Below are 21,036 nucleotides of genomic sequence, written 5' to 3'. Positions count from 1 at the left end.
TAATAAGGAGTATACTTTCTAGCATTTTATAGTTACTAAAAAGTATCTAAACTTTGGAAGTGATACTAAGTTTTAAAAAATATTATGGAAAAAAAGCTTATAAAATCAATATTTCTGAGATTTAAAACTAATAATATTAGACTCAAAATCCAGTGTCCGCAAGGACGTGCCGGTTCGACCCCGGCCGCCGGTATAGATTATAAAGGAGGTTTACTCCTTTTTTTGTTTTATTTTTTTCTTTTTTATGATATAATTAACCGGTAAAGTTTCTTTTGGTGAATTAGAAGGAGTTAATTTTGTCTGAAGTTGCAAATAAAATCGATCGATTTTTAAATTCTATTTTATTGTTATCAGAAAATCAGCATGAGATTTTAGTTGGTTCTTGTACAAGTGGTGTTTCCTTAACCAACACTCAGGAACATATTTTGATGCTGGTTGCTGATGAAGCTCTAACCAATTCTGTCTTAGCTAAGAAATTGAATGTCAGTCAGGCTGCTATCACGAAGGCTGTGAAGCCCTTATTAAGTCAGGGAATGCTGGAGACTTATCGAGATGAAAATGATGCTCGGGTTCTCTATTATCGCTTAACTGAAATTGGTAAGCCGATTGCATTAGAGCATCAGCACCACCATCAGCATACCCTTCACACTTATGAGGATGTTTTGTCGAAGTTTACTAAGAATGAGCAAGGGGTCATTTCGCGGTTTTTAGATTTACTGGAAGAGGAGTTATAGTTTGAGGTATATTACGGTTTCAAATTTATCGTTCTATTATGATCGAGAACCGGTTCTGGAAGGGATCAATTACTACTTAGATAGTGGAGAGTTTGTTACGCTGACTGGTGAGAATGGAGCTGCTAAGTCAACCTTGATTAAGGCTAGTCTTGGCATTTTACAGCCCAAGGTCGGGACAGTTGAGATTTCAAAGACGAATGTTAAGGGAAAGAAGTTAAGGATTGCTTATTTGCCACAACAGATTGCTAGTTTTAATGCTGGATTTCCAAGTACGGTCTATGAATTTGTGAAGTCAGGTCGGTATCCTCGTAAAGGCTGGTTTCGAAAGTTGAATGAGCACGATGAAAAACATATTCTGAAGAGTTTAGAATCTGTTGGAATGCTGGAGTTCAAGGATCGGGCGATTGGTTCTTTGTCTGGTGGTCAGAAACAGCGGGCCGTCATTGCTAGGATGTTTGCTTCAGATCCGGATATCTTTGTTTTAGATGAACCGACGACAGGGATGGATGCAACGACAAAGAGTGATTTTTATGAGTTAATGCATCATAGTGCGCATCACCATCAAAAATCTGTTTTGATGATTACGCATGATCCTGAAGAGGTTAACCAATTTGCGGATCGGAATATTCATTTGGTTCGCGACCAGAGCTCTCCTTGGAGATGTTTTAACGTCCATGATACAGAAGGGGAGGGTGACCATGCTTGATTTATTCCAGTATGATTTTATGCAACGGGCCTTGTTGGCTATGGTTGCCATGAGTCTTTTTTCTCCTGTATTAGGGATTTTCTTGATTTTAAGACGGCAGAGTCTGATGAGTGATACGCTAAGTCACGTCTCTCTTGCAGGTGTCGCTTTTGGACTTTTTCTTGGGATCTCTCCGACGCTCTCGACTATGATCATTGTCATTATAGCTGCGGTTTTTCTTGAGTATTTGCGGACCTTATTTAAGGACTTTATGGAGATCGGGACGGCAATTTTAATGTCCACTGGTCTTGCCCTAGCTTTAGTACTGATGCGTGGTGGTGGAAAGAGCTCGATGAGCTTGGATCAGTATTTGTTTGGTTCTACTCTAACCATTACGGATGAACAGGTGATCGCCTTATTTGTGATTGCTTTCGTTGTATTAGTGTTAACAGCCTTATTCTTGCGGCCTATGTATATTTTGACTTTTGATGAAGATACGGCTTTTGTAGATGGTCTTCCGGTTAGGACCATGTCTATTTTATTTAATGTGGTAACGGGGGTTGCTATCGCCTTAATGATTCCTGCAGCAGGATCGTTATTGGTTTCAACCATCATGGTCTTACCGGCTAGTATTGCGCTGAAATTAGGGAAGAACTTCCGTGGGGTCATGCTGATTGCGGTCATTATTGGTTTTATCGGGATGTTTAGTGGGTTGATTTTGTCTTATATTGCAGATACACCAGCGAGTGCCAGCATCACGCTTTTATTTGTGGTACTGTTCTTGCTTGTGAATCTTGGATCACGTTTGAGGAAGTAGATATGAACGTTAAAAAATTTGGTTGGTTATTGTTAGTGGCTTTGGCCCTTGTTTTGACAGCTTGTGGCAAAAGTCAGAGTCAAAATGGGAAATTAAAAGTGATGACCACTTTCTATCCGGTTTATGATTTTACAAAAAATATTGTCGGAGATGAAGGAACGGTAGACCTGCTCATTGGAGCGGGATCAGAGCCTCATGAATATGAATTGTCTGCTAAGGGGCGGGCTATGATTCAAGATTCGGATGTTTTCGTCTATGAAAATGAAAACATGGAAACCTGGGTTCCAAATCTTTTGAAATCAATGAAGGATAAGAAAACCAAAGTGATCGATGCTACCAAGGGCATGGTCTTGCTTCCTGGATTGGAAGAGGAACATGAACACGAAGGGGGCGAAGAACACCATCATGAATATGATCCTCACCTTTGGCTCTCTCCCCATCGTGCCATGAAGATGGTAGAGTCGATTCGTGATCAGTTGGTGGCGGCTTATCCAGATAAGAAAAAGACGTTTGAGAAAAATGCCCAAGCCTATCTAAAGAAATTACAGGCCTTGGATCAAGCTTATCAGGATGGGTTGAAAGATGCGAAACAAAAGAATTTCGTGACCCAACACGCGGCTTTCCGTTACTTGGCCTTAGATTATGGTTTAAATCAGGTAGCCATTTCAGGGATTTCACCTGATAGTGAGCCTTCTGCTGCACGATTGCGTGAATTGACAGAGTATATCAAGAAAAATGAGATCAAGGTCATTTACTTTGAGGAAAATGCTTCTAAGTCCTTGGCGAAAACCTTGTCTTCTGAAGCTGGTGTTGAGTTGGCTGTCTTAAATCCTTTGGAAAGCTTGACGGATCAAGAAATGAAAGATGGCGAAGACTACGTGTCTGTTATGAAGGAAAATCTGAAGGCGCTAGAGAAAACAACGTCACAAGCTGGTAAGGATATTCAACCGGAACACGAGGAAGATGCTAAGACAGTTCAAAAGGGCTATTTCGAGGATAGTCAAGTGAAGGATCGTAGCTTAGCAAATTATGCGGGTGATTGGAAATCAGTTTATCCATACTTGCAAGATGGAACTCTGGATCAGGTCTTTGATTATAAGGCAAAATTAAATCCAACCATGACGGCTGCTGAGTATAAGGAATATTATACCAAGGGTTATCAAACAGATATTGATCGGATTAAGATTGATAAGGATTCAATGGAGTTTTATCAAAAAGGATCTTCTAAGAAATATACCTATAAATACGTAGGTAAGCACATTTTGACTTATAAGAAGGGGAATCGTGGTGTTCGTTATCTCTTTGAAGCGAAAGAGAGCGATGCGGGAGACTTTAAATATGTTCAATTTAGTGACCATGAAATTACTCCGGTAAAGGCAGCTCACTTCCACATTTTCCATGGAGGAAAGAGTCAAGAAGCGCTTTATGATGAGTTAGAAAATTGGCCAACTTATTATCCTTCCAACTTATCTGGTTTAGAAGTGGCACAGGAAATGCTGGCTCATTAAGAGCTGTATCAAAAGAGAGACTAGGACTGATTATCCCGGTCTCTTTTTGATTAAAAATGGGGAGTGAAGCTTGTCAAATGCTTGAAAATACGTTACAATGAAAGGGCTTTAAATTAAAAAATGTATGGGGAATTTTAAATGAAAAAAGTTGGTGCAATTCTTGTGAGTCTTCTCAGTGTGGTTCTGTTGGTAGCTTGTTCGCAACGGGGAGCGAGCAAAAAATCAACCACCTCCTCTAGTCAAACGACGACCTCTTCTGAAGTCAAAAAGACGGATGCTTCTAGTTCGGAAGTGAAGGAGAAAGAAAAAAAAGAAGAGAAAAAAGAAGTGAAGAAAATGGATCTTGAAGCGATTGCCAATGGTGATTACAGCAGTATTGCTGGGGTCTGGCAAGATGATAAAGGAAACAAGCTGGTCTTTAACGACAAAGGGTTGATCTCACAAGAGTTAGAGGGCTATGGAGCTTCTTTGACTGATTATGGAACCGCCTCAGAAGGCATTTATGGTGGTCGTGATGGGGGCTTCTTGTTGGAGTATATTCCTGCGGGAGTGACCATTGGTGATCAGGTCGATGATCAAGGACAAGTCGTCTTTAAGGACACATCAGATGCCTCTAAAAACCGCTTGTGGTCTGGTGTTGGTATCGCTAGTTTTGGGGAACAAGGCTCGATCTACTATCAAGTAGGAGATGAATAACAGAAAAAAAGTCGTCTGTTTTCAGACGACTTTTTCTTATGCTTGTGGGGGGAGCCAAGAAAGCTCAAATTGGAGTACTTGGGCTTCAAGGAGATCTTGATGGGAAACCTCTTGTTTCTCTTTGCCATCTAACAGGGCTTTTTGGATGAAATAGGCGCCTGCAGTGTGTGAATTGGCGCAAATCTTGAGCTCTTGCTTGGGAATATGGAGAAGGACTTCTTTAAAGAGAGGGAGTCCCAGATCATAGATTGGTTTTCCTGGGCAGGTTGGATAGAGTCCAAGGACTGACCAGATGTACCAAGCAGATAGACTACCATTGTCCTCATCACCTGGATAGGCTTGGAAATCTTGATGAAAAGCTTGGGAACGGATCTGGTGGATCAGGAGATTGGTGTATTCGGGATGAAGGCTGTGACGGAAGAGGTAGGGAATGTGGAAGCTGGGTTGATTGGAGATGGCGATCTGCCCAAATGGGGCTTGGGCCATTTCACTCATTTCATGGATTTCATAGCCATATCCTCTTACATCAAATTGAGGTCTTTGATTGGCTAGATCCAGCAGTCGTTGGGTAAAGGCTTTTTTACCGCCCATTAGCTCTATCAGGCCGGAGAGGTCGTGTAAGGCTCCAAAAGTAGCCTGCGTTGCAGAGCATTCTGCATAATCTCCTCCCCAGCTGGTAGAAGAGAAGGGTTCTTTAAAGTTTCCATTGGTGGATCGTGCTCTCATAAAGCCTGTTTGGGCATCGTACAATGTTCGGTAGGAGAGGCTGGAAGCAGCATAGCGAGCGGTTGTTTCTGTATGCCCCAATTGCTTGGCAACGGTAGCAATGCAAAAATCACTATAAGCATAATCTAGGCTGTGGCTCACACTTTCGTGAAAATCATCGGGTAGGTAGCCAAGGGCCTTGTAGCTTTCATTGCCATGGCGACCAAAATGTTGAGTGGGATCTGTTTTTTGAGCTGTCTGGAGCATAGCTGTCAGCATGTTTTCATGTAGGTCTGGTGCGATCCCTTTTGTGACAGCATCCGCAAAGACCCCATCAATGAGGGTACCTGGCATCATCCCTCGTTCATCTGGGGCCAACCATTTTGGTAGAAAACCAGTATCCTGGTAAGTGTTTAAAAATCCTTCGAGAAAGTGACGGTAATAATCGGGGTAGAAAAGGCTAAAGAGCGGAAAAGATGTTCGGAAGAGGTCCCAAAATCCGACATTCGTATAAGCTTTTCCTGGTTTGATTTCATTATGGGTGACATCCAGGTGCCAGTCATTTCCCTCGGTATCTGTTTCATAAAAGGTTTGAGGGAAAAGGAGGAGTCGGTAAAGGCAATGATCGAAAAAGGCTTGGTCACGCCCTCCGGTATCTTTTACTTCAATTCGTTTTAGCAGCTGATTCCATTGATCGGCTGCTTCTTTTTTAGCTTCCTCTAGGGAAAGGTTGGGAAGATGGCTGTGAGCCATGTCTTGGGACAGATAAGAAGTTCCTAATTGGACGGTCACTTCATTGCTAGCAAAGGTGAGAAAAAGATCTTGATCGATGTGAGTGACGCTCTCAATCGGCTGGCTAAATTGCCACTGGAGATAGAAAGAGTAGGAAGTATCTGCGGTATGGGCCTGATCCAGAATATGGAAGTGGCAGGTTTGGTCTGTCAGGGTCAAGTCCTCTAGTTCATTTGCTGCATGAAAGCAGAGTGTTAGCTTTTCTGGTGCTCGAAAGCGCATGACAGCCCCGTAGCGGCTTGGAACCAGCTCACTGTGAATCTGATAACGTTCCGAAAAAATCCGAAGGTAGTGGGGCTGGAAAAGAGCTTCTTTCATCGAATAACTGCTTTGACGACGGAAGAGGTCGGAACTTGCAATTTCTCCTGTGATGGGCGTGATGAGGCACCAAGCGTAGTCTCCTATCCAAGGACTAGGCTGGTGGGTGAGACGAAATCCCTGAAAAATAGGGAGATTGGGGTTGAAAAACCAAGCTCCTTGTTCGTGTGTCGTCTGGGGAAGGAAGTAGTTCATCCCAAAAGGGACTCCGGTATAAGGGAGGGTGTTCCCGTGCGAATAGTGGGGATGATTATCGCTTCCCCAGCGGGTATCGATGGTTTGGCAATGTGTGCGCATCTTGTCTCCTTTTTCTTCATCAACTTTAAATGATCTGTGTTTTTATTGGAACACGCGGTGGTATTTTCTTCATTGTATCAAAGTGTTGTCAAATATGATAGCGTTTTTATCAAATGGAAAATTTAGTAGAAAAAGGGCTATAGTTTGCGTATGTATTTCCCTTTAGAAATCTTTTATACTGAATAGGAAAGAATCGATACGTGTGAGGAAAATAAATGACCTATTCAAAAGAAATTGTGCGAGAATGGTTGGATCAAGTGGCTGAGCGAGCTAAGGAGTACCCTGAGTGGGTGGATGTCTTTGAACGTTGTTATACAGACACTTTGGACAATACAGTTGAAATTTTAGAAGATGGTTCAACCTTTGTGTTAACAGGGGACATCCCAGCTATGTGGTTGCGTGACTCGACGGCTCAATTGAGGCCCTATCTTTATGTGGCTAAACGAGATCCCCAATTGCGCCAGACCATTGCTGGTTTGGTCAAACGCCAGATGACCTTGATCCTCAAAGATCCCTATGCTAACTCTTTTAATATTGAGGAGAACTGGAAAGGCCACCACGAGACTGACCACACCGATTTGAATGGCTGGATTTGGGAGCGTAAGTATGAAGTGGATTCGCTTTGCTATCCCTTGCAATTGGCTTACCTCCTGTGGAAGGAAACTGGTGAGACTAGCCAATTTGATGAAACCTTTGTCACAGCGACCAAGGAAATCCTTCATCTCTGGATGGTGGAACAAGACCATAACAACTCCCCTTATCGCTTCGTTCGAGATACTGATCGTAAGGAAGACACGCTGGTGAATGACGGCTTTGGGCCAGATTTTGCCGTGACAGGGATGACCTGGTCAGCCTTTCGTCCAAGTGATGACTGCTGTCAGTATAGCTATTTGATTCCATCCAATATGTTTGCAGTGGTTGTTTTGGGTTATGTCCAAGAAATCTTTGCAACATTGAATCTAGCTGATAGTGAGAGTATCATTGCAGATGCCAAACGCCTCCAAGCGGAGATTCAAGAAGGGATCGAAAACTACGCCTACACGACTAACAGCAAGGGCGAGAAAATCTATGCCTTTGAGGTAGATGGTTTAGGAAATGCTAGCATCATGGATGATCCAAATGTGCCAAGTTTGTTAGCTGCTCCGTATCTGGGCTACTGCGCCATCGACGACGAAGTCTACCAAGCCACTCGTCGGACGATTTTGAGCCCTGAAAATCCTTACTTCTATGAAGGGAAGTACGCAAGTGGACTCGGAAGTTCTCATACCTTTTATCGCTATATCTGGCCGATTGCCCTTTCTATTCAAGGATTGACAACGACAGATAAAGCTGAGAAAAAATTCTTGCTCGATCAGCTGGTTGCCTGCGATGGAGGCACGGGTGTCATGCACGAAAGTTTCCATGTAGATGATCCAACCAAATACTCGCGTGAATGGTTCTCGTGGGCCAACATGATGTTCTGCGAATTAGTCTTGGATTACTTGGATATTCGCTAATGAGCTCTTGCTCGACAGATTCTTGTCAAGAATCACAAATATATCTTTAAATTTAAGTTAGAATGAGGTTTTACTCATGGAAAATGTTGTTGTACATATTATTTCTCACAGCCACTGGGATCGTGAGTGGTATCTACCTTTTGAAAGTCACCGCATGCAATTGGTGGAACTCTTTGACAATCTCTTTGATCTTTTTGAAAATGACCCTGAATTCAAAAGTTTCCACTTAGATGGACAAACCATCGTCCTCGATGACTATTTAGAAATTCGCCCTGAAAATCGCGACAAGGTGCAGCGCTATATCGACGAGGGCAAGCTCAAGATTGGTCCCTTCTACATCTTGCAGGATGATTACTTGATCTCCAGCGAAGCCAATGTCCGCAATACCTTGATTGGACAGGCTGAATGCGCTAAATGGGGCAAATCTACTCAGATTGGTTATTTCCCAGATACCTTTGGAAATATGGGGCAAGCTCCTCAAATCCTTCAAAAATCAGGCATTCACGTAGCAGCTTTTGGGCGTGGGGTCAAACCAATCGGATTTGACAACCAGGTCCTCGAAGATGAGCAGTTTACCTCTCAATTTTCTGAAATGTACTGGCAAGGGGCGGATGGTAGCCGTGTGCTGGGTATTCTTTTTGCTAACTGGTACAGTAACGGGAACGAAATTCCAGTGGATAAAGATGAAGCTTTGGCTTTCTGGAAACAAAAATTGTCAGATGTTCGTGACTATGCATCGACTAATCAATGGTTGATGATGAACGGATGTGATCACCAACCCGTTCAACGAAATTTGAGTGAAGCCATTCGTGTGGCAAACGAACTTTTCCCTGACGTGACCTTTGTTCACAGCTCCTTTGATGAATACGTTCAAGCAGTGGAAAGTGCACTTCCTGAACACCTATCAACTGTTACAGGTGAGTTGACTAGCCAGGAAACGGATGGTTGGTACACCCTTGCCAATACCTCATCTTCACGTGTTTATCTCAAACAAGCCTTCCAGGAAAACAGCAACTTGCTAGAGCAAGTGGTGGAACCTTTGACCATCATTACTGGTGGGCATAACCACAAGGATCAATTGACCTATGCCTGGAAGACACTCTTACAAAATGCGCCACACGATAGCATCTGCGGATGTAGTATTGACGAAGTTCACCGTGAAATGGAAGTTCGTTTTGCCAAGGTCAATCAAGTCGGAAACTTTGTCAAGACCAACCTTCTGAACGAATGGAAGGGTAAACTAGCGACTCAAAAAGCCCAGAGTGAGCACCTCTTTACGGTCATCAACACTGGCTTGCATAATAAGGTGGACACCGTCAGCACGATTGTCGATGTTGCGGTTTGTCCATTTAAGGAATTGCATCCGACAGAAGGCTTCAAGAAAATGGCTGCTTTGAGCTTGCCAGACTACCATGTAGAGGATTTAGATGGACATCTTGTAGAAGCAGAGATTGAGGACTTGGGAGCAAGCTTTGGCTATACCCTGCCTAAGGATAAATTCCGTCAACCTTATATTGCACGTCAAGTGCGCGTGACAATTCCAATTCACCTTGCACCACTTTCTTGGTCAAGCTTCCAATTAGTCGAAGGGCCAGCAGCACAAAGCGATGGTATCTTCCAAAATGGAGTTATTGATACTCCATTTGTGACAGTAAGTGTAGATGAAGGTATCACAGTCTACGACAAGACTACAAACGAAGCTTACGAGGACTTTATCCAATTTGAGGACCGTGGCGATATCGGGAATGAGTACATTTATTTCCAACCAAAAGGAACAGAGCCAATTTTCGCAAAACTGAAAGGTTATGAAATTCTGGAAAACAATGCTCGCTATGCTAAGGTTTTGCTCAAACATGACTTGACTATTCCAGTTAGCGCAGATGAAAAATTGGATGCTGAACAAAGAGGTATCATCGAGTTCATGAAACGAGATGCAGGTCGTTCAGAAGAGTTGACAACCATTCCTCTTGAAACGGAGATGACCATTTTTGTAGATGATCCACAAATTCGCTTCAAGACTCGCTTTACCAATACAGCCAAAGACCACCGCATTCGTCTCTTGGTCAAAACTCATAACACACGCCCAAGTAATGATTCTGAAAGCATCTATGAAGTTGTGACACGGCCAAATAAACCAGCAGCTTCTTGGGAAAATCCTGAAAATCCACAACACCAACAAGCCTTTGTTAGCTTGTATGACGATGTTAAAGGAGTGACAGTAGCCAATAAAGGATTGCACGAATACGAAATCCTTGAGGACGACACCATGGCTGTAACCCTTCTCCGTGCTTCAGGTGAGCTAGGTGACTGGGGCTACTTCCCAACGCCAGAAGCTCAGTGCTTGCGCGATATCGAAGTTGAGTTTGCAGTAGAATGCCATCAAGCAGGGGAACGCTTCTCGGCCTTCCGTCGTGCTAAAGCCTTCCAGGTGCCATTTACAGCTCTTCAAGTTGCAAAACAAGAAGGTAGAGTTGCTGCAACAGGTAGTCTCTTCAACCATCCAGCCCTCAACTTGCCACAAGTCTGCCCAACAGCCTTTAAGGTGGCTGAAAATGAAGAAGGATACGTCCTTCGTTACTACAATATGAGTCAAGAAAATGTTCGCGTGTCTGAAAAACAACAAACCATTCTTGACTTATTGGAACGCCCATATCCAGTTCATTCAGGACTATTGGCACCACAAGAAATTCGTACAGAATTGATCAAAAAAGAAGAAATCTAATTTCAAAAAGATAACATAAAAAGAAAGGAGGAGCGAAAAGAGTAAGAACCGACTGCTGATTCGCTCCTTTTTACAGGTAAAAGCAATGACCATTGCAACGATTGATATCGGAGGGACTGGCATTAAGTTTGCTAGTCTAACTCCTGATGGAAAGATTTTAGATAAGGCCAGCACCGCAACGCCAGAGACTCTGGAAGAGTTGCTAGCTTGGTTGGATCAGCGATTGTCAGAACGTGACTACCGTGGGATTGCCATGAGTGTGCCAGGAGCCGTTCATCAAGAAACAGGGGTAATTGAAGGGATCAGTGCCATTCCTTACATCCATGGTTTTTCATGGTATGAGGCGCTTGCTCATCATAAGCTTCCTATCCACCTAGAAAATGATGCCAACTGTGTTGGACTCAGTGAACTGCTAGCTCATCCTGAGATTGAAAATGCAGCCTGTGTCGTGATTGGTACAGGAATCGGTGGAGCCATGATTATCAATGGGAAGCTACACCGTGGTCGTCATGGTTTGGGCGGTGAGTTTGGCTACATGACCACAATCGAGCCCGCAGAAAGACTCAATAACTGGTCACAACTCGCTTCTACAGGAAACATGGTTCGCTATGTGATTGAAAAATCTGGTCAAACCGATTGGGATGGCCGCAAGGTGTACCAAGAGGCGGCAGCAGGTAATGCCCTTTGCCAAGAAGCTATTGAGCGCATGAATCGTAATCTTGCTCAAGGACTGCTCAATATCCAGTACCTGATTGATCCAGATGTGATTAGTCTAGGCGGCTCTATCAGTCAGAACCCTGATTTTATCAAAGGCGTGCAAAAAGCCGTAGATGCCTTTGTGGAAAGATATGAAGAATATACCATCGCTCCAGTCATTCAAGCTTGCACCTATCAGGCAGATGCCAATCTCTACGGTGCCCTTGTCAACTGGTTACAGGAGGAAAACCAATGGTAAGTTTTACCGGAATCAACAGTAAACAAGCGCAAGCTTTAGAGTTGCTCCAAAATCACATTTCTCTACCAGATGTAGAAGTGGCAGTCGCTCAGTCTGACCATGCTTCCATCTCTATCAAGGGGGAGAATGGGCAGTATCAATTGACCTACCGTAAACCTCATCAACTCTACCGTGCCTTATCTGTGCTCGCAACAGCTTTAGCAGAAGGGGACAAGGTAGAGATTGAAGAGCAGGCGGCCTATGAAGATTTAGCCTATATGGCGGACTGTTCGCGCAATGCCGTGCTCAATGTCGCATCTGCCAAGCAGATGATTGAAGTCTTGGCTCTGATGGGTTATTCAACCTTTGAGCTCTACATGGAAGACACTTATCAAATTGAAGGACAACCTTACTTTGGTTATTTCCGTGGAGCATACTCAGCTGAAGAGTTACAGGAAATCGAAAGCTACGCCCAGCAGTTTGACATGACCTTTGTGCCATGTATCCAAACTTTGGCTCACTTATCAGCCTTTGTCAAATGGGGGATTAAAGAAGTCCAGCAACTCCGCGATGTAGAAGACATTCTCCTCATCGGTGAAGAAAAAGTTTATGACCTGATTGACGGCATGTTTGCGACGTTATCTAAATTACAAACTCGCAAGGTCAATATCGGCATGGATGAAGCTCACCTAGTTGGTTTGGGACGCTACCTCATCTTGAACGGTGTGGTGGATCGGAGTCTTCTCATGTGTCAACACTTGGAGCGCATCTTGGATATTGCGGACAAGTATGGTTTCCACTGCCAGATGTGGAGCGATATGTTCTTTAAGCTCATGTCAGCAGATGGCCAGTACGACCGTGAGGTAGAAATTCCAGAGGAAACGCGTGTTTACCTAGACCGTCTCAAAGACCGTGTCACCTTGGTTTACTGGGATTATTATCAAGATAGCGAGGAAAAATACAACCGAAACTTCCGTAATCACCACAAGATTAGCCAGGATATCGCCTTTGCAGGTGGTGCCTGGAAGTGGATTGGCTTCACGCCCCACAACCATTTCAGCCGTCTCATTGCAGTAGAAGCCAATAAAGCCTGCCGTGCCAACCAGATCAAGGAAGTCATCGTGACGGGCTGGGGGGACAATGGTGGGGAAACAGCCCAGTTCTCTATCTTGCCAAGCTTGCAGATCTGGGCGGAACTCAGCTACCGCAACGACTTAGAACGTTTATCAGCTCACTTCAAGACCAATACAGGCCTATCCGTTGAGGACTTTATGCAGCTGGATCTGGCCAACCTCTTACCTAATCTACCAGACAATCTCAGTGGGATTAATCCTAACCGCTACGTATTTTATCAGGATGTTCTCTGTCCAATCCTTGACAAGCACATGACTCCTGAGCAGGACAAACCACACTTTACCCAAGCAGCTGAGACTCTTGCTACTATCAAAGAAAAAGCAGGCATCTACGCTTATCTCTTTGAAACTCAGGCACAGTTGAATGCTATTTTAAGTAGTAAAGTGGATGTAGGCCGACGCATTCGTCAAGCCTATCAAAAAGGTGATAAAGAGAGCTTGCAACAAATTGCTAGGGAAGAATTACCAAAATTAAGAAGCCAGATTGAAACCTTCCACAAGCTCTTTAGCCACCAATGGTTGAAAGAAAACAAGGTCTTTGGCTTGGATACAGTAGACATTCGTATGGGTGGGCTCTTGCAACGGATCAAGCGCGCAGAAAGCCGCATTGAGGCTTATCTGTCTGATCAGATTGACCGCATCGACGAACTAGAAGTCGAAATCTTGCCATTTAATGATTTCTACGGGGATCAGGACTTCGCAGCCACAACGGCTAACCAGTGGCATACTATTGCGACTGCCTCAACCATTTATACAACGTAAAAAATGCCAAGTCGGATGACAGAAATCTCATCCGCGGTCGATAGGAGTAGAAGAGGAGCTGTCTTTACGAACACCCTTTTCTACTCCTTTTTTAAAGCTATGTCATAAATTTGTAGAATTTTTTCTATAATTAGGAGTTTGAAAATATAAATGGGCTATCTTATAATAGGTGATGTAAACGCTACCAAAGCAAATAAACACGCTCAAGGCTCAAAGGGGGGAGTTAAATGAAAAAGTTTGTAAGGACTCTGAGAGAAAATTTCATTTTTCTTTTAATGGTCTTACCTGGTGCAGCGTGGTTAATCTTATTCTTCTATATTCCGGTTTTTGGGAATATCGTAGCATTTAAGGACTATCATATCACAGGAGAGGGCTTCATTGACAGTGTCATGAAGAGTAAGTGGGTTGGCTTTGACAACTTCAAATTCCTCTTTAGTTCCAAAGATGCCTACATTATTACAAGAAACACGGTATTGTACAACTTAGGATTCATCTTCTTAGGATTGATTGTTTCCGTTGGGATCGCCATCATCTTTAGTGAGTTGAGATCAAAAAGAGTGGTCAAGGTGCTTCAAACCTCCATGCTCTTCCCGTACTTCCTATCATGGGTTATCATCAGCTTCTTCACCGATGCCTTCCTTAACGTGGACAAAGGATTGGTCAACCACATCTTAACTTCATTTGGTATGAAAGCCATCAATTTCTATTCGGAATTGTGGATCTGGCCAGCGCTTCTCCTCTTCTTAGGAATCTGGAAAGGCTTTGGTTATAGCAGTGTCATGTATTATGCAACCATCATGGGAATTGACCCAACTTACTATGAAGCAGCGACCGTGGATGGTGCGTCTAAGTGGCAACGCATTCGCAACATCACCATTCCTCAGTTGTCTTCCTTGATTACGGTTTTGACCATTCTTGCAGTCGGAAATATCTTCCGCGCAGACTTCGGTCTTTTCTACCAAATCCCGCATAATGCTGGAGCTCTCTATAGTGTAACCAACGTTATTGATGTTTATGTCTACAACGGTTTGACCAAGTCAGGGGATATCGGGATGACAGCAGCAGCCGGTCTTTACCAATCGGTAGTCGGGCTGGTTCTTGTGTTAATCTCAAATATCATTGCCCGTCGCATTGATAAGAATGCCGCTCTCTTCTAGAAAGGAGGATCGTATGAAAAAATCAACCATTCAAAAAGAAAAAATTGATAATGTCGGGATCCATTCTTTCAGTAAGAAGAGCAACTTCTTCTTTACCTTGTTGTTGACCTTGGTCGGCTTGACCTGTGTGCTTCCCTTCATCTTCGTTGTCATGATCTCTTTGACAGACGAACAAAGTTTGGCAGTCCATGGCTTCCAATTCTGGCCAGCAAAATTTGGATTTGATGGTTACCTCTTCTTGGTACAGTTCAAAGACAAAATCTTGCAAGCCCTCTTCATTACCTTGTTTGTGACCATTGTGGGAACAGCATGTAATGTCTTTATCACCACAACTTATGCTTACGCTATCTCACGGAGTACCTTTAAATACCGCAAGTTCTTTACCGTATTTTCACTCCTTAGTATGCTCTTTAGTGCAGGGTTGGTTCCAAGCTACATTGTCACCACTCAACTCTTGCAGTTAGGTGATACCATCGGGGCTTTGATTATCCCAATGTTGCTCAGTCCATTTAACATCATCTTGATGCGGACCTTCTTTAAACGGACCATTCCAGAAGCTATCCTTGAATCCGCTCGGATCGATGGGGCAAGTGAAACACGGATCTTCTTCCAAATCTGCTTGCCATTGTCTCTTCCAGGGATTGCGACCATCAGTTTGTTCACCGCTTTAGGGTTCTGGAATGACTGGTTCAACGCCCTCCTCTATATTAAGAGTGACAACCTTTACCCATTGCAATACCTCTTGATGCAAATCCAAAACAATATGGATTACATCGCTAAAAACGTCGGGGTATCCGGCCAATTGGCAGGAGCTGTACAATCCATCCCACGGGAAACAGGACGTATGGCCATGGTGGTTGTGGCAACAGTGCCAATCGCCATTCTCTATCCATTCTTCCAACGCTACTTTGTAAAAGGCTTGACCATCGGTGGTGTGAAAGAATAACATCGTTTATTGAAAATCAGCAGGATTTTCAACTCATAACTTAGTCTAAAAAGAAAATAACATAAAGGAGATTTTTCTTATGAAAAATTGGAAAAAATACGCGTTAGCATCTGCTAGTGTCATCGCTCTTGGAGCTACTCTTGCTGCTTGTGGAAGCCTTACAGGTAATAACAAGAAATCAGCAACAACTGAAGACGGGAAACCAATCATCAAGATGTACCAAATCGGTGATAAACCAGATAACTTGGATGTTCTTCTTAAAAATGCCAACAAGATCATTGAAAAGAAAGTCGGCGCAAAATTGGATATCCAATACCTTGGTTGGGGTGACTACGCACAAAAAATGAATGTTATCATCTCATCTGGTGAAAACTATGATATCGCCTTTGCTAATAACTACGTTATCAACGCTCAAAAAGGTGCTTATGCTGACTTGACAGAATTGTACAAGAAAGAAGGGAAAGACCTTTACAAAGCACTTGACCCAGCTTACATCAAAGGGAACACTGTAAACGGTAAGATCTATGCTGTTCCAGTAGCAGCTAACGTTGCATCTTCTCAAAACTTTGCGTTTAACGGACCACTTCTTGAAAAATATGGTATCGACGTTTCAAACGTGAAAGACTATGCTTCTCTTGAACCAGTCTTGAAAGCCATCAAAGAAAAAGATCCAAACGTTGTTCCATTTGCAATGAACAAGAGCTACGGCGGACCTTCAGATGACTTCGACTACGTGGCTGTTGATGGACTTCCATTCGTTGTTGACTTGAAAGGTGATACTACTAAGATCGTTGACCGTTACACCATTCCTCGTTATGTAGAAAACTTGAAGACTCTTCACAAATACTACGAAGCAGGATACATTCCAAAAGACGTAGCAACGAGCGACACTGGTTATGATCTTTCTCAAGATACATGGTTGGTTCGTGAAGAAACAGTAGGACCAGCTGACTACGGTAACAGCTTGCTTTCTCGTGTAGCAAACCGTAAGATCGAAATCAAACCATTTACTGAACTGTACAAGAAGAACAATACTACTCAAGTAGCTAACTTTGTTATCTCAAACAACTCTAAGAACAAAGAAAAAGCAATGGAAGTGTTGAACCTCTTGAACACTGATCCAGAACTCTTGAACGGCCTTGTTTATGGACCAGAAGGCAAGAACTGGGAAAAAGTTCCTGGCAAAGAAAACCGTGTCAAAGTCTTGGATGGCTACAACGGAAACACTCACATGTCTGGATGGAACACTGGTAACAACTGGATTCTTTACATCAACGAAAACGTAACAGATGAACAAATTGCACAATCTAAGAAAGACTTGGAAACTGCAAAAGAATCTCCAGCACTTGGCTTCATCTTTAACACAGATAAAGTGAAATCAGAAATCACAGCTCTTACAAATACTTTGAACCAATTCGCAGGTGCGATCAATACTGGTACTGTGGATCCTGAAGTAGAAGTTCCTAAGATGCTTGAAAAATTGAAATCAGAAGGTGCTTACCAAAAAGTGCTTGACGAAATGCAAAAACAATACGACGAATTCCTTGCTTCTAAAAAATAAGAACAGGTAGTGCGAAAAGGCTTTGGAGGGATCTCCAGAGCCTTTTTGTGTCTTTATGAAAATGAGTCCTGTAAATGAAAATCAATATTTCAATTTACCAATGCAAATAGAGGAAGCGTTTTATTTTTATGGTATAATAGAATGACTAATTGGAAAAGAGGCTGAATGATGGGAAAAATCATCGAGTTCATTTTTACGAGAGTCTATGTTGCCATGCTGGTAACAGGGATTTTTTGGGTCTTGACGATCTGTGGAGGTGTTCTGCTAGGAGTAGGACCGGCCGGCACCACAGTTATGAGCCTCTATGCGGAAAATGGCATGTCCTACAAAGACTATCATTGGTCACGCGCTTGGGAACTCTTCAAAGAAAATCTACGCCCAACCAATCAAGTCTTTTACACCTTCTTTGCCATTGAAGGGGTTCTTCTCTATGGCATGTACCTCATGATCCAGATTCCTCACTTGAATTTCTTCCAAATTTTGGTTCTCTTGTTTAATCTGGTTTTTCTCTTGGTTGCGCCTCTAGCTTACGCTGTTTATTTGAAATTGCAAGTGCATTTTGATCTCTCTTATGCCAATAGTATCAAGCTTAGTTTGATCGGAATGTTGCTGGACATTCGTCCGGTTCTGAAGCTCATCCTTGGAACTGCGCTACTTGGCGTCATTAGCTACTATATGCCAGCCCTTCTCTTTTTCGTCTTGATCGGTGTATGGCATTTCTTTGTCAATGATATCTTTGACCCTGTTTATCAAAACATCCACGAAAAATTGGTATCCTAACGATGAAAAAAATTTGGTTAAGTACGCTTTTAAAATTCTACGCCTATGTCATGGTGGTCATTTTGACTATTATGGGCCTGGTCGTTGCGGGGATCTCTTGGAAAAACCAGCAAGCTGAAGCCGACCGGATCGCCCAACGGGTCTTGACCGAAGTGGTGACGGATCTCGAGACCTCTTATCAACGGGTCACACAAGAAGGTCGTAGCCTCGTTGAAAACCCTGCAAAATTAGAAGGGATTTATCGCTATTTTACCTTGTCACCATCGGAGTATGAGACTTGGCGATTGAATGCCCAATTCCCTTCCTATATCCAATTGTCCCTACATAAGAATATTGACAGCCTCTATTTGAGCAATAAAAACATCGAGGGCATCGATGTCACCTTGTCTGATTACAAGACGGTATTTGTCTCTACCCGGCAATCAAAGGGAGGCAAGCAGGTCTCAGCGGACCATTACAAGGCTCCTGCAACAGCTATTCCAGTTCCTTTGACAGACCCGACAACGGGTGCTGGAGTTGGGATTGCTTATATGACGCTGGACCAGGAAATTTTGACGGCAGCGATTGATAATGCCAGAGGCGATCTTCCTGTCGCTGTGCGGATCTTCACTCCCTTTGGGAAAGAGATGTACCATGAAGGGGATAAGGGACAATCAAAGGATGTTAAATGGCAAACCCGTAGCACGATCTATGGCTACAAGGTGGATGTAGCTGTTTCTGAAAGTTATCTGGTCAAAAAGGGTCTCGCTAACCTGACCACTTTTCTCTCCATTGCTTTCCTAATTTTCTTGATCCTTTACTTGTTATTAGGTCAGATTTTCAAAAATTATCAACGTCAAGTCCTCGATTTGGTCGATACCATGAATCTGATCAGTCAAGGCGATAGTGAACGACGGATTGATACCTCGACCAAGGACCAAGAACTGCTGGTTATTGGGAATATGATTAATACCATGTTAGACAATATGGATAAGAATATTCGGGATATCTACCAGCTGCAGCTCAGCCAAAAGGATGCCAATATGCGGGCCCTACAAGCTCAGATCAATCCCCACTTCATGTACAATACACTGGAATTTATCCGGATGTATGCCGTCATGCAAGAGCAAGAAGAGTTGGGCGATATTATCTATGAGTTTAGTAGTCTCTTACGCAATAATATCTCAGATGAGCGAGTGGCGACAGTTGAAAATGAGCTCGAATTTTGTCGCAAATACAGCTACCTCTGTATGGTGCGTTATCCAAAATCGATTGCCTATGGCTTTAAGATCGATCCAGGTTTGGAAAAGATGAAGATTCCCAAATTCACCATCCAGCCTTTGGTCGAGAACTATTTTGCCCATGGGGTGGACCACAAACGCAAGGACAATGTGATTAGTGTCAAAGTCTTGCAAGGAGAAGGGCAAGTCATGATTCTAGTTACTGATAATGGGCGCGGGATGGAAGAAGAACAGCTAGAAAAAATTCAAGAGATACTAGCCAATCGCAATCCACGCTCAGAAATCGAAGAAAAGAGTGGGCGGCAGTCCATCGGAATTGTCAATGTCCATGAGCGCATGCTACTCTACTTTGGAGATCGCTACCATATCCAAGTCTTCTCCCAACCTCACCATGGAGTGACCTATACGATAACCATTCAAGATGAATAAAGGAGACAGAATGTACAAAGTCTTATTAGTAGACGATGAGTATATGATTACAGAAGGGTTAAAAAAATTAATCCCCTTTGACCACTGGAATATGGAAGTGGTCGCAACTGCTGAAGATGCAGACCAGGCTCTTGATTATGTGCGAGAACATCCGGTGGATGTGGTGATCACGGATGTCAATATGCCTGGAAAGACCGGACTTCAGATGATTGCAGAGATGAAGGATTTGATCCCAGATGCTGCTTTTATCATTATGTCAGGCTATCAGGATTTTGAATATGTCAAGACAGCCCTCAATTTGCGCGTGGCAGACTACCTGCTCAAACCTGTCAATAAGGTGGAGATGGGCAATATTCTAGAAAAAATTCAGCACCAAATCCAGCAACCAAGCCAAGAGTTGGCCAACCGCTTGATTCACGATGACATCTCTGAGGAAGAGTTTTGTCGGTATATCGCAGGACGAAACTCACTGTGGATTGGGGTTTCTAAGGAGAAAAAAGGCTTTATCAGCTCGTCTTACCAAGTTCTCGGGCAAAATCTTCAACTCTTTATCTCAGATCAAGAAGAAGAAGCCATGATTGAGAAGGCCTTTGAGCCTCCTTATAAGGAGCACTTTCGTCAATTTAAGGACCTAGTGGAGCGGAGTCTCTTTTATGGGGCGACCCCTCTCAATCAAGATGAAGAGGTCTTCCATTACTACGAGCCGGCCTACCGGGTGATCATGCAAGGAAATATCCAACAGATCTTAGAAGAACTGGATTGGTTGGAAAAAATGATCCTTGAGAAGACACCTAAGGTTTCGCTGACCAAGCAGCTCTTTATCCAATTTTTGATGGATGTCTTTCATTTGTTTGAATACCTGCAAGGTGATAATTTAGCTGATGTAGTCAAGAAAGTCCAAGAAACTGCCACTTTTAGCGAGATGATTGGCTTTATCCAGGAAGAGTTGTCCCGTTTCTTATCCCACTATCGGATGAATGAAAATGTAGCGAGTGTCCTCCAAGTGATTAGCCGTGATTACCAAAAAGAGCTGTCACTCAAGGACATCAGTCAGGGTCTCTTTATCAATCCAGTCTATTTAGGCCAATTGATTAAACGAGAAACCAATGCGACTTTCGCAGAACTCCTCAACAAACAGCGAATTAAGGCCGCCCAGCAGCTCCTCTTATCGACCAATGACAGCATTGAAGATATCTGCTATAAAGTCGGTTACAGCAATGTGGGCTATTTCTACAAGGTTTTCCGTAAACTCTGTGGAAAATCGCCTAAAACCTATCGCTTACAAGTCATGACAGAGCAGGCAGAAGATGAGTAAAAGGCTGAGACGATTTGTCTCAGCCTTTT

General features: G+C 43.2%; 16 protein-coding genes. 15 read left to right on the top strand and 1 reads right to left on the bottom strand.

Features of this window, described 5'->3' with window-relative positions:
• The first annotated feature begins 296 nt into the window (after positions 1–296).
• From O3642_RS07860 to O3642_RS07840, 5 genes are all read left to right on the top strand, one after another.
• A complete protein-coding gene (locus tag O3642_RS07860; protein ID WP_003004547.1) occupies positions 297–734 on the top strand; it encodes a zinc-dependent MarR family transcriptional regulator in 438 nt (145 codons plus the stop codon).
• A gap of 1 nt (position 735) precedes the next feature.
• Positions 736–1,440, top strand: coding sequence for a metal ABC transporter ATP-binding protein (locus O3642_RS07855; RefSeq protein ID WP_003013743.1), 705 nt, complete (start codon positions 736–738; stop codon positions 1,438–1,440).
• Positions 1,433–2,236 (top strand): metal ABC transporter permease, encoded by an 804-nt coding sequence (locus O3642_RS07850; RefSeq protein WP_155127076.1) that lies wholly within the window; start codon positions 1,433–1,435, stop codon positions 2,234–2,236. Before O3642_RS07855 ends, O3642_RS07850 begins: the two co-directional genes overlap by 8 nt.
• A gap of 2 nt (positions 2,237–2,238) precedes the next feature.
• The gene (locus O3642_RS07845) at positions 2,239–3,744 is read left to right on the top strand and encodes a zinc ABC transporter substrate-binding protein AdcA (protein WP_371605742.1); all 1,506 of its coding nucleotides are present in this window, start codon (positions 2,239–2,241) and stop codon (positions 3,742–3,744) included.
• 138 nt (positions 3,745–3,882) lie between these two features.
• On the top strand, positions 3,883–4,440 hold the full coding sequence (locus O3642_RS07840) for a DUF6287 domain-containing protein (protein ID WP_371605741.1): 558 nt from the start codon (positions 3,883–3,885) through the stop codon (positions 4,438–4,440).
• Between the two features lie 36 nt (positions 4,441–4,476).
• Here the strand turns inward: O3642_RS07840 and O3642_RS07835 are convergent, their stop codons facing one another.
• Positions 4,477–6,552 (bottom strand): GH92 family glycosyl hydrolase, encoded by a 2,076-nt coding sequence (locus O3642_RS07835; protein WP_371605740.1) that lies wholly within the window; start codon positions 6,550–6,552, stop codon positions 4,477–4,479.
• 215 nt (positions 6,553–6,767) lie between these two features.
• Here O3642_RS07835 and O3642_RS07830 point away from each other — a divergent pair, with 215 nt between their 5' ends.
• From O3642_RS07830 to O3642_RS07785, 10 genes are all read left to right on the top strand, one after another.
• Positions 6,768–8,048 (top strand): glycoside hydrolase family 125 protein, encoded by a 1,281-nt coding sequence (locus tag O3642_RS07830; RefSeq protein ID WP_371605739.1) that lies wholly within the window; start codon positions 6,768–6,770, stop codon positions 8,046–8,048.
• Positions 8,049–8,124: 76 nt separating this feature from the next.
• A complete protein-coding gene (locus tag O3642_RS07825) occupies positions 8,125–10,770 on the top strand; it encodes an alpha-mannosidase (RefSeq protein ID WP_371605738.1) in 2,646 nt (881 codons plus the stop codon).
• An 85-nt stretch (positions 10,771–10,855) separates the two neighbouring features.
• Positions 10,856–11,725 carry an ROK family protein gene (locus tag O3642_RS07820; RefSeq protein WP_003009697.1) on the top strand — a complete coding sequence of 290 codons (870 nt, stop codon included), beginning with the start codon at positions 10,856–10,858 and terminating at the stop codon, positions 11,723–11,725.
• Positions 11,719–13,599: a beta-N-acetylhexosaminidase gene (locus tag O3642_RS07815; RefSeq protein ID WP_371605737.1), complete on the top strand. Its 1,881-nt coding sequence runs from the start codon at positions 11,719–11,721 to the stop codon at positions 13,597–13,599. Before O3642_RS07820 ends, O3642_RS07815 begins: the two co-directional genes overlap by 7 nt.
• Before the next feature lie 227 nt (positions 13,600–13,826).
• Positions 13,827–14,756: a sugar ABC transporter permease gene (locus O3642_RS07810; protein ID WP_003009701.1), complete on the top strand. Its 930-nt coding sequence runs from the start codon at positions 13,827–13,829 to the stop codon at positions 14,754–14,756.
• Positions 14,757–14,769: 13 nt separating this feature from the next.
• Positions 14,770–15,702 (top strand): carbohydrate ABC transporter permease, encoded by a 933-nt coding sequence (locus O3642_RS07805; RefSeq protein ID WP_003004100.1) that lies wholly within the window; start codon positions 14,770–14,772, stop codon positions 15,700–15,702.
• A 79-nt stretch (positions 15,703–15,781) separates the two neighbouring features.
• Entirely contained in the window at positions 15,782–17,263 is a 1,482-nt protein-coding gene (locus O3642_RS07800; RefSeq protein ID WP_150905123.1) for an ABC transporter substrate-binding protein, read from the top strand.
• A gap of 168 nt (positions 17,264–17,431) precedes the next feature.
• Positions 17,432–18,043 (top strand): YesL family protein, encoded by a 612-nt coding sequence (locus tag O3642_RS07795; protein WP_371605736.1) that lies wholly within the window; start codon positions 17,432–17,434, stop codon positions 18,041–18,043.
• Positions 18,044–18,045: 2 nt separating this feature from the next.
• Positions 18,046–19,692 (top strand): sensor histidine kinase, encoded by a 1,647-nt coding sequence (locus O3642_RS07790; protein ID WP_371605735.1) that lies wholly within the window; start codon positions 18,046–18,048, stop codon positions 19,690–19,692.
• A gap of 10 nt (positions 19,693–19,702) precedes the next feature.
• Positions 19,703–21,007 (top strand): response regulator, encoded by a 1,305-nt coding sequence (locus O3642_RS07785; protein ID WP_371605734.1) that lies wholly within the window; start codon positions 19,703–19,705, stop codon positions 21,005–21,007.
• Positions 21,008–21,036: the final 29 nt, after the last annotated feature.

Source organism: Streptococcus sp. 27098_8_66 (genome assembly GCF_041431945.1).
Lineage (GTDB): Bacteria > Bacillota > Bacilli > Lactobacillales > Streptococcaceae > Streptococcus > Streptococcus dentalis.
Note: the sequence above shows the minus strand (reverse complement) of the source record. Positions and strands in the feature narration are given on the sequence as shown.

Excerpts from the sequence above, each read along its gene's own strand:
- O3642_RS07805 (WP_003004100.1), top strand. The coding sequence starts at position 14,770 with ATGAAAAAATCAACCATTCAAAAAGAAAAAATTGATAATGTCGGGATC.
- O3642_RS07790 (WP_371605735.1), top strand. The coding sequence starts at position 18,046 with ATGAAAAAAATTTGGTTAAGTACGCTTTTAAAATTCTACGCCTATGTC.
- O3642_RS07785 (WP_371605734.1), top strand. The coding sequence starts at position 19,703 with ATGTACAAAGTCTTATTAGTAGACGATGAGTATATGATTACAGAAGGG.
- O3642_RS07825 (WP_371605738.1), top strand. The coding sequence starts at position 8,125 with ATGGAAAATGTTGTTGTACATATTATTTCTCACAGCCACTGGGATCGT.
- O3642_RS07840 (WP_371605741.1), top strand. The coding sequence starts at position 3,883 with ATGAAAAAAGTTGGTGCAATTCTTGTGAGTCTTCTCAGTGTGGTTCTG.
- O3642_RS07795 (WP_371605736.1), top strand. The coding sequence starts at position 17,432 with ATGGGAAAAATCATCGAGTTCATTTTTACGAGAGTCTATGTTGCCATG.
- O3642_RS07850 (WP_155127076.1), top strand. The coding sequence starts at position 1,433 with ATGCTTGATTTATTCCAGTATGATTTTATGCAACGGGCCTTGTTGGCT.
- O3642_RS07845 (WP_371605742.1), top strand. The coding sequence starts at position 2,239 with ATGAACGTTAAAAAATTTGGTTGGTTATTGTTAGTGGCTTTGGCCCTT.
- O3642_RS07815 (WP_371605737.1), top strand. The coding sequence starts at position 11,719 with ATGGTAAGTTTTACCGGAATCAACAGTAAACAAGCGCAAGCTTTAGAG.
- O3642_RS07830 (WP_371605739.1), top strand. The coding sequence starts at position 6,768 with ATGACCTATTCAAAAGAAATTGTGCGAGAATGGTTGGATCAAGTGGCT.
- O3642_RS07800 (WP_150905123.1), top strand. The coding sequence starts at position 15,782 with ATGAAAAATTGGAAAAAATACGCGTTAGCATCTGCTAGTGTCATCGCT.
- O3642_RS07810 (WP_003009701.1), top strand. The coding sequence starts at position 13,827 with ATGAAAAAGTTTGTAAGGACTCTGAGAGAAAATTTCATTTTTCTTTTA.
- O3642_RS07820 (WP_003009697.1), top strand. The coding sequence starts at position 10,856 with ATGACCATTGCAACGATTGATATCGGAGGGACTGGCATTAAGTTTGCT.
- O3642_RS07835 (WP_371605740.1), bottom strand. The coding sequence starts at position 6,552 with ATGCGCACACATTGCCAAACCATCGATACCCGCTGGGGAAGCGATAAT.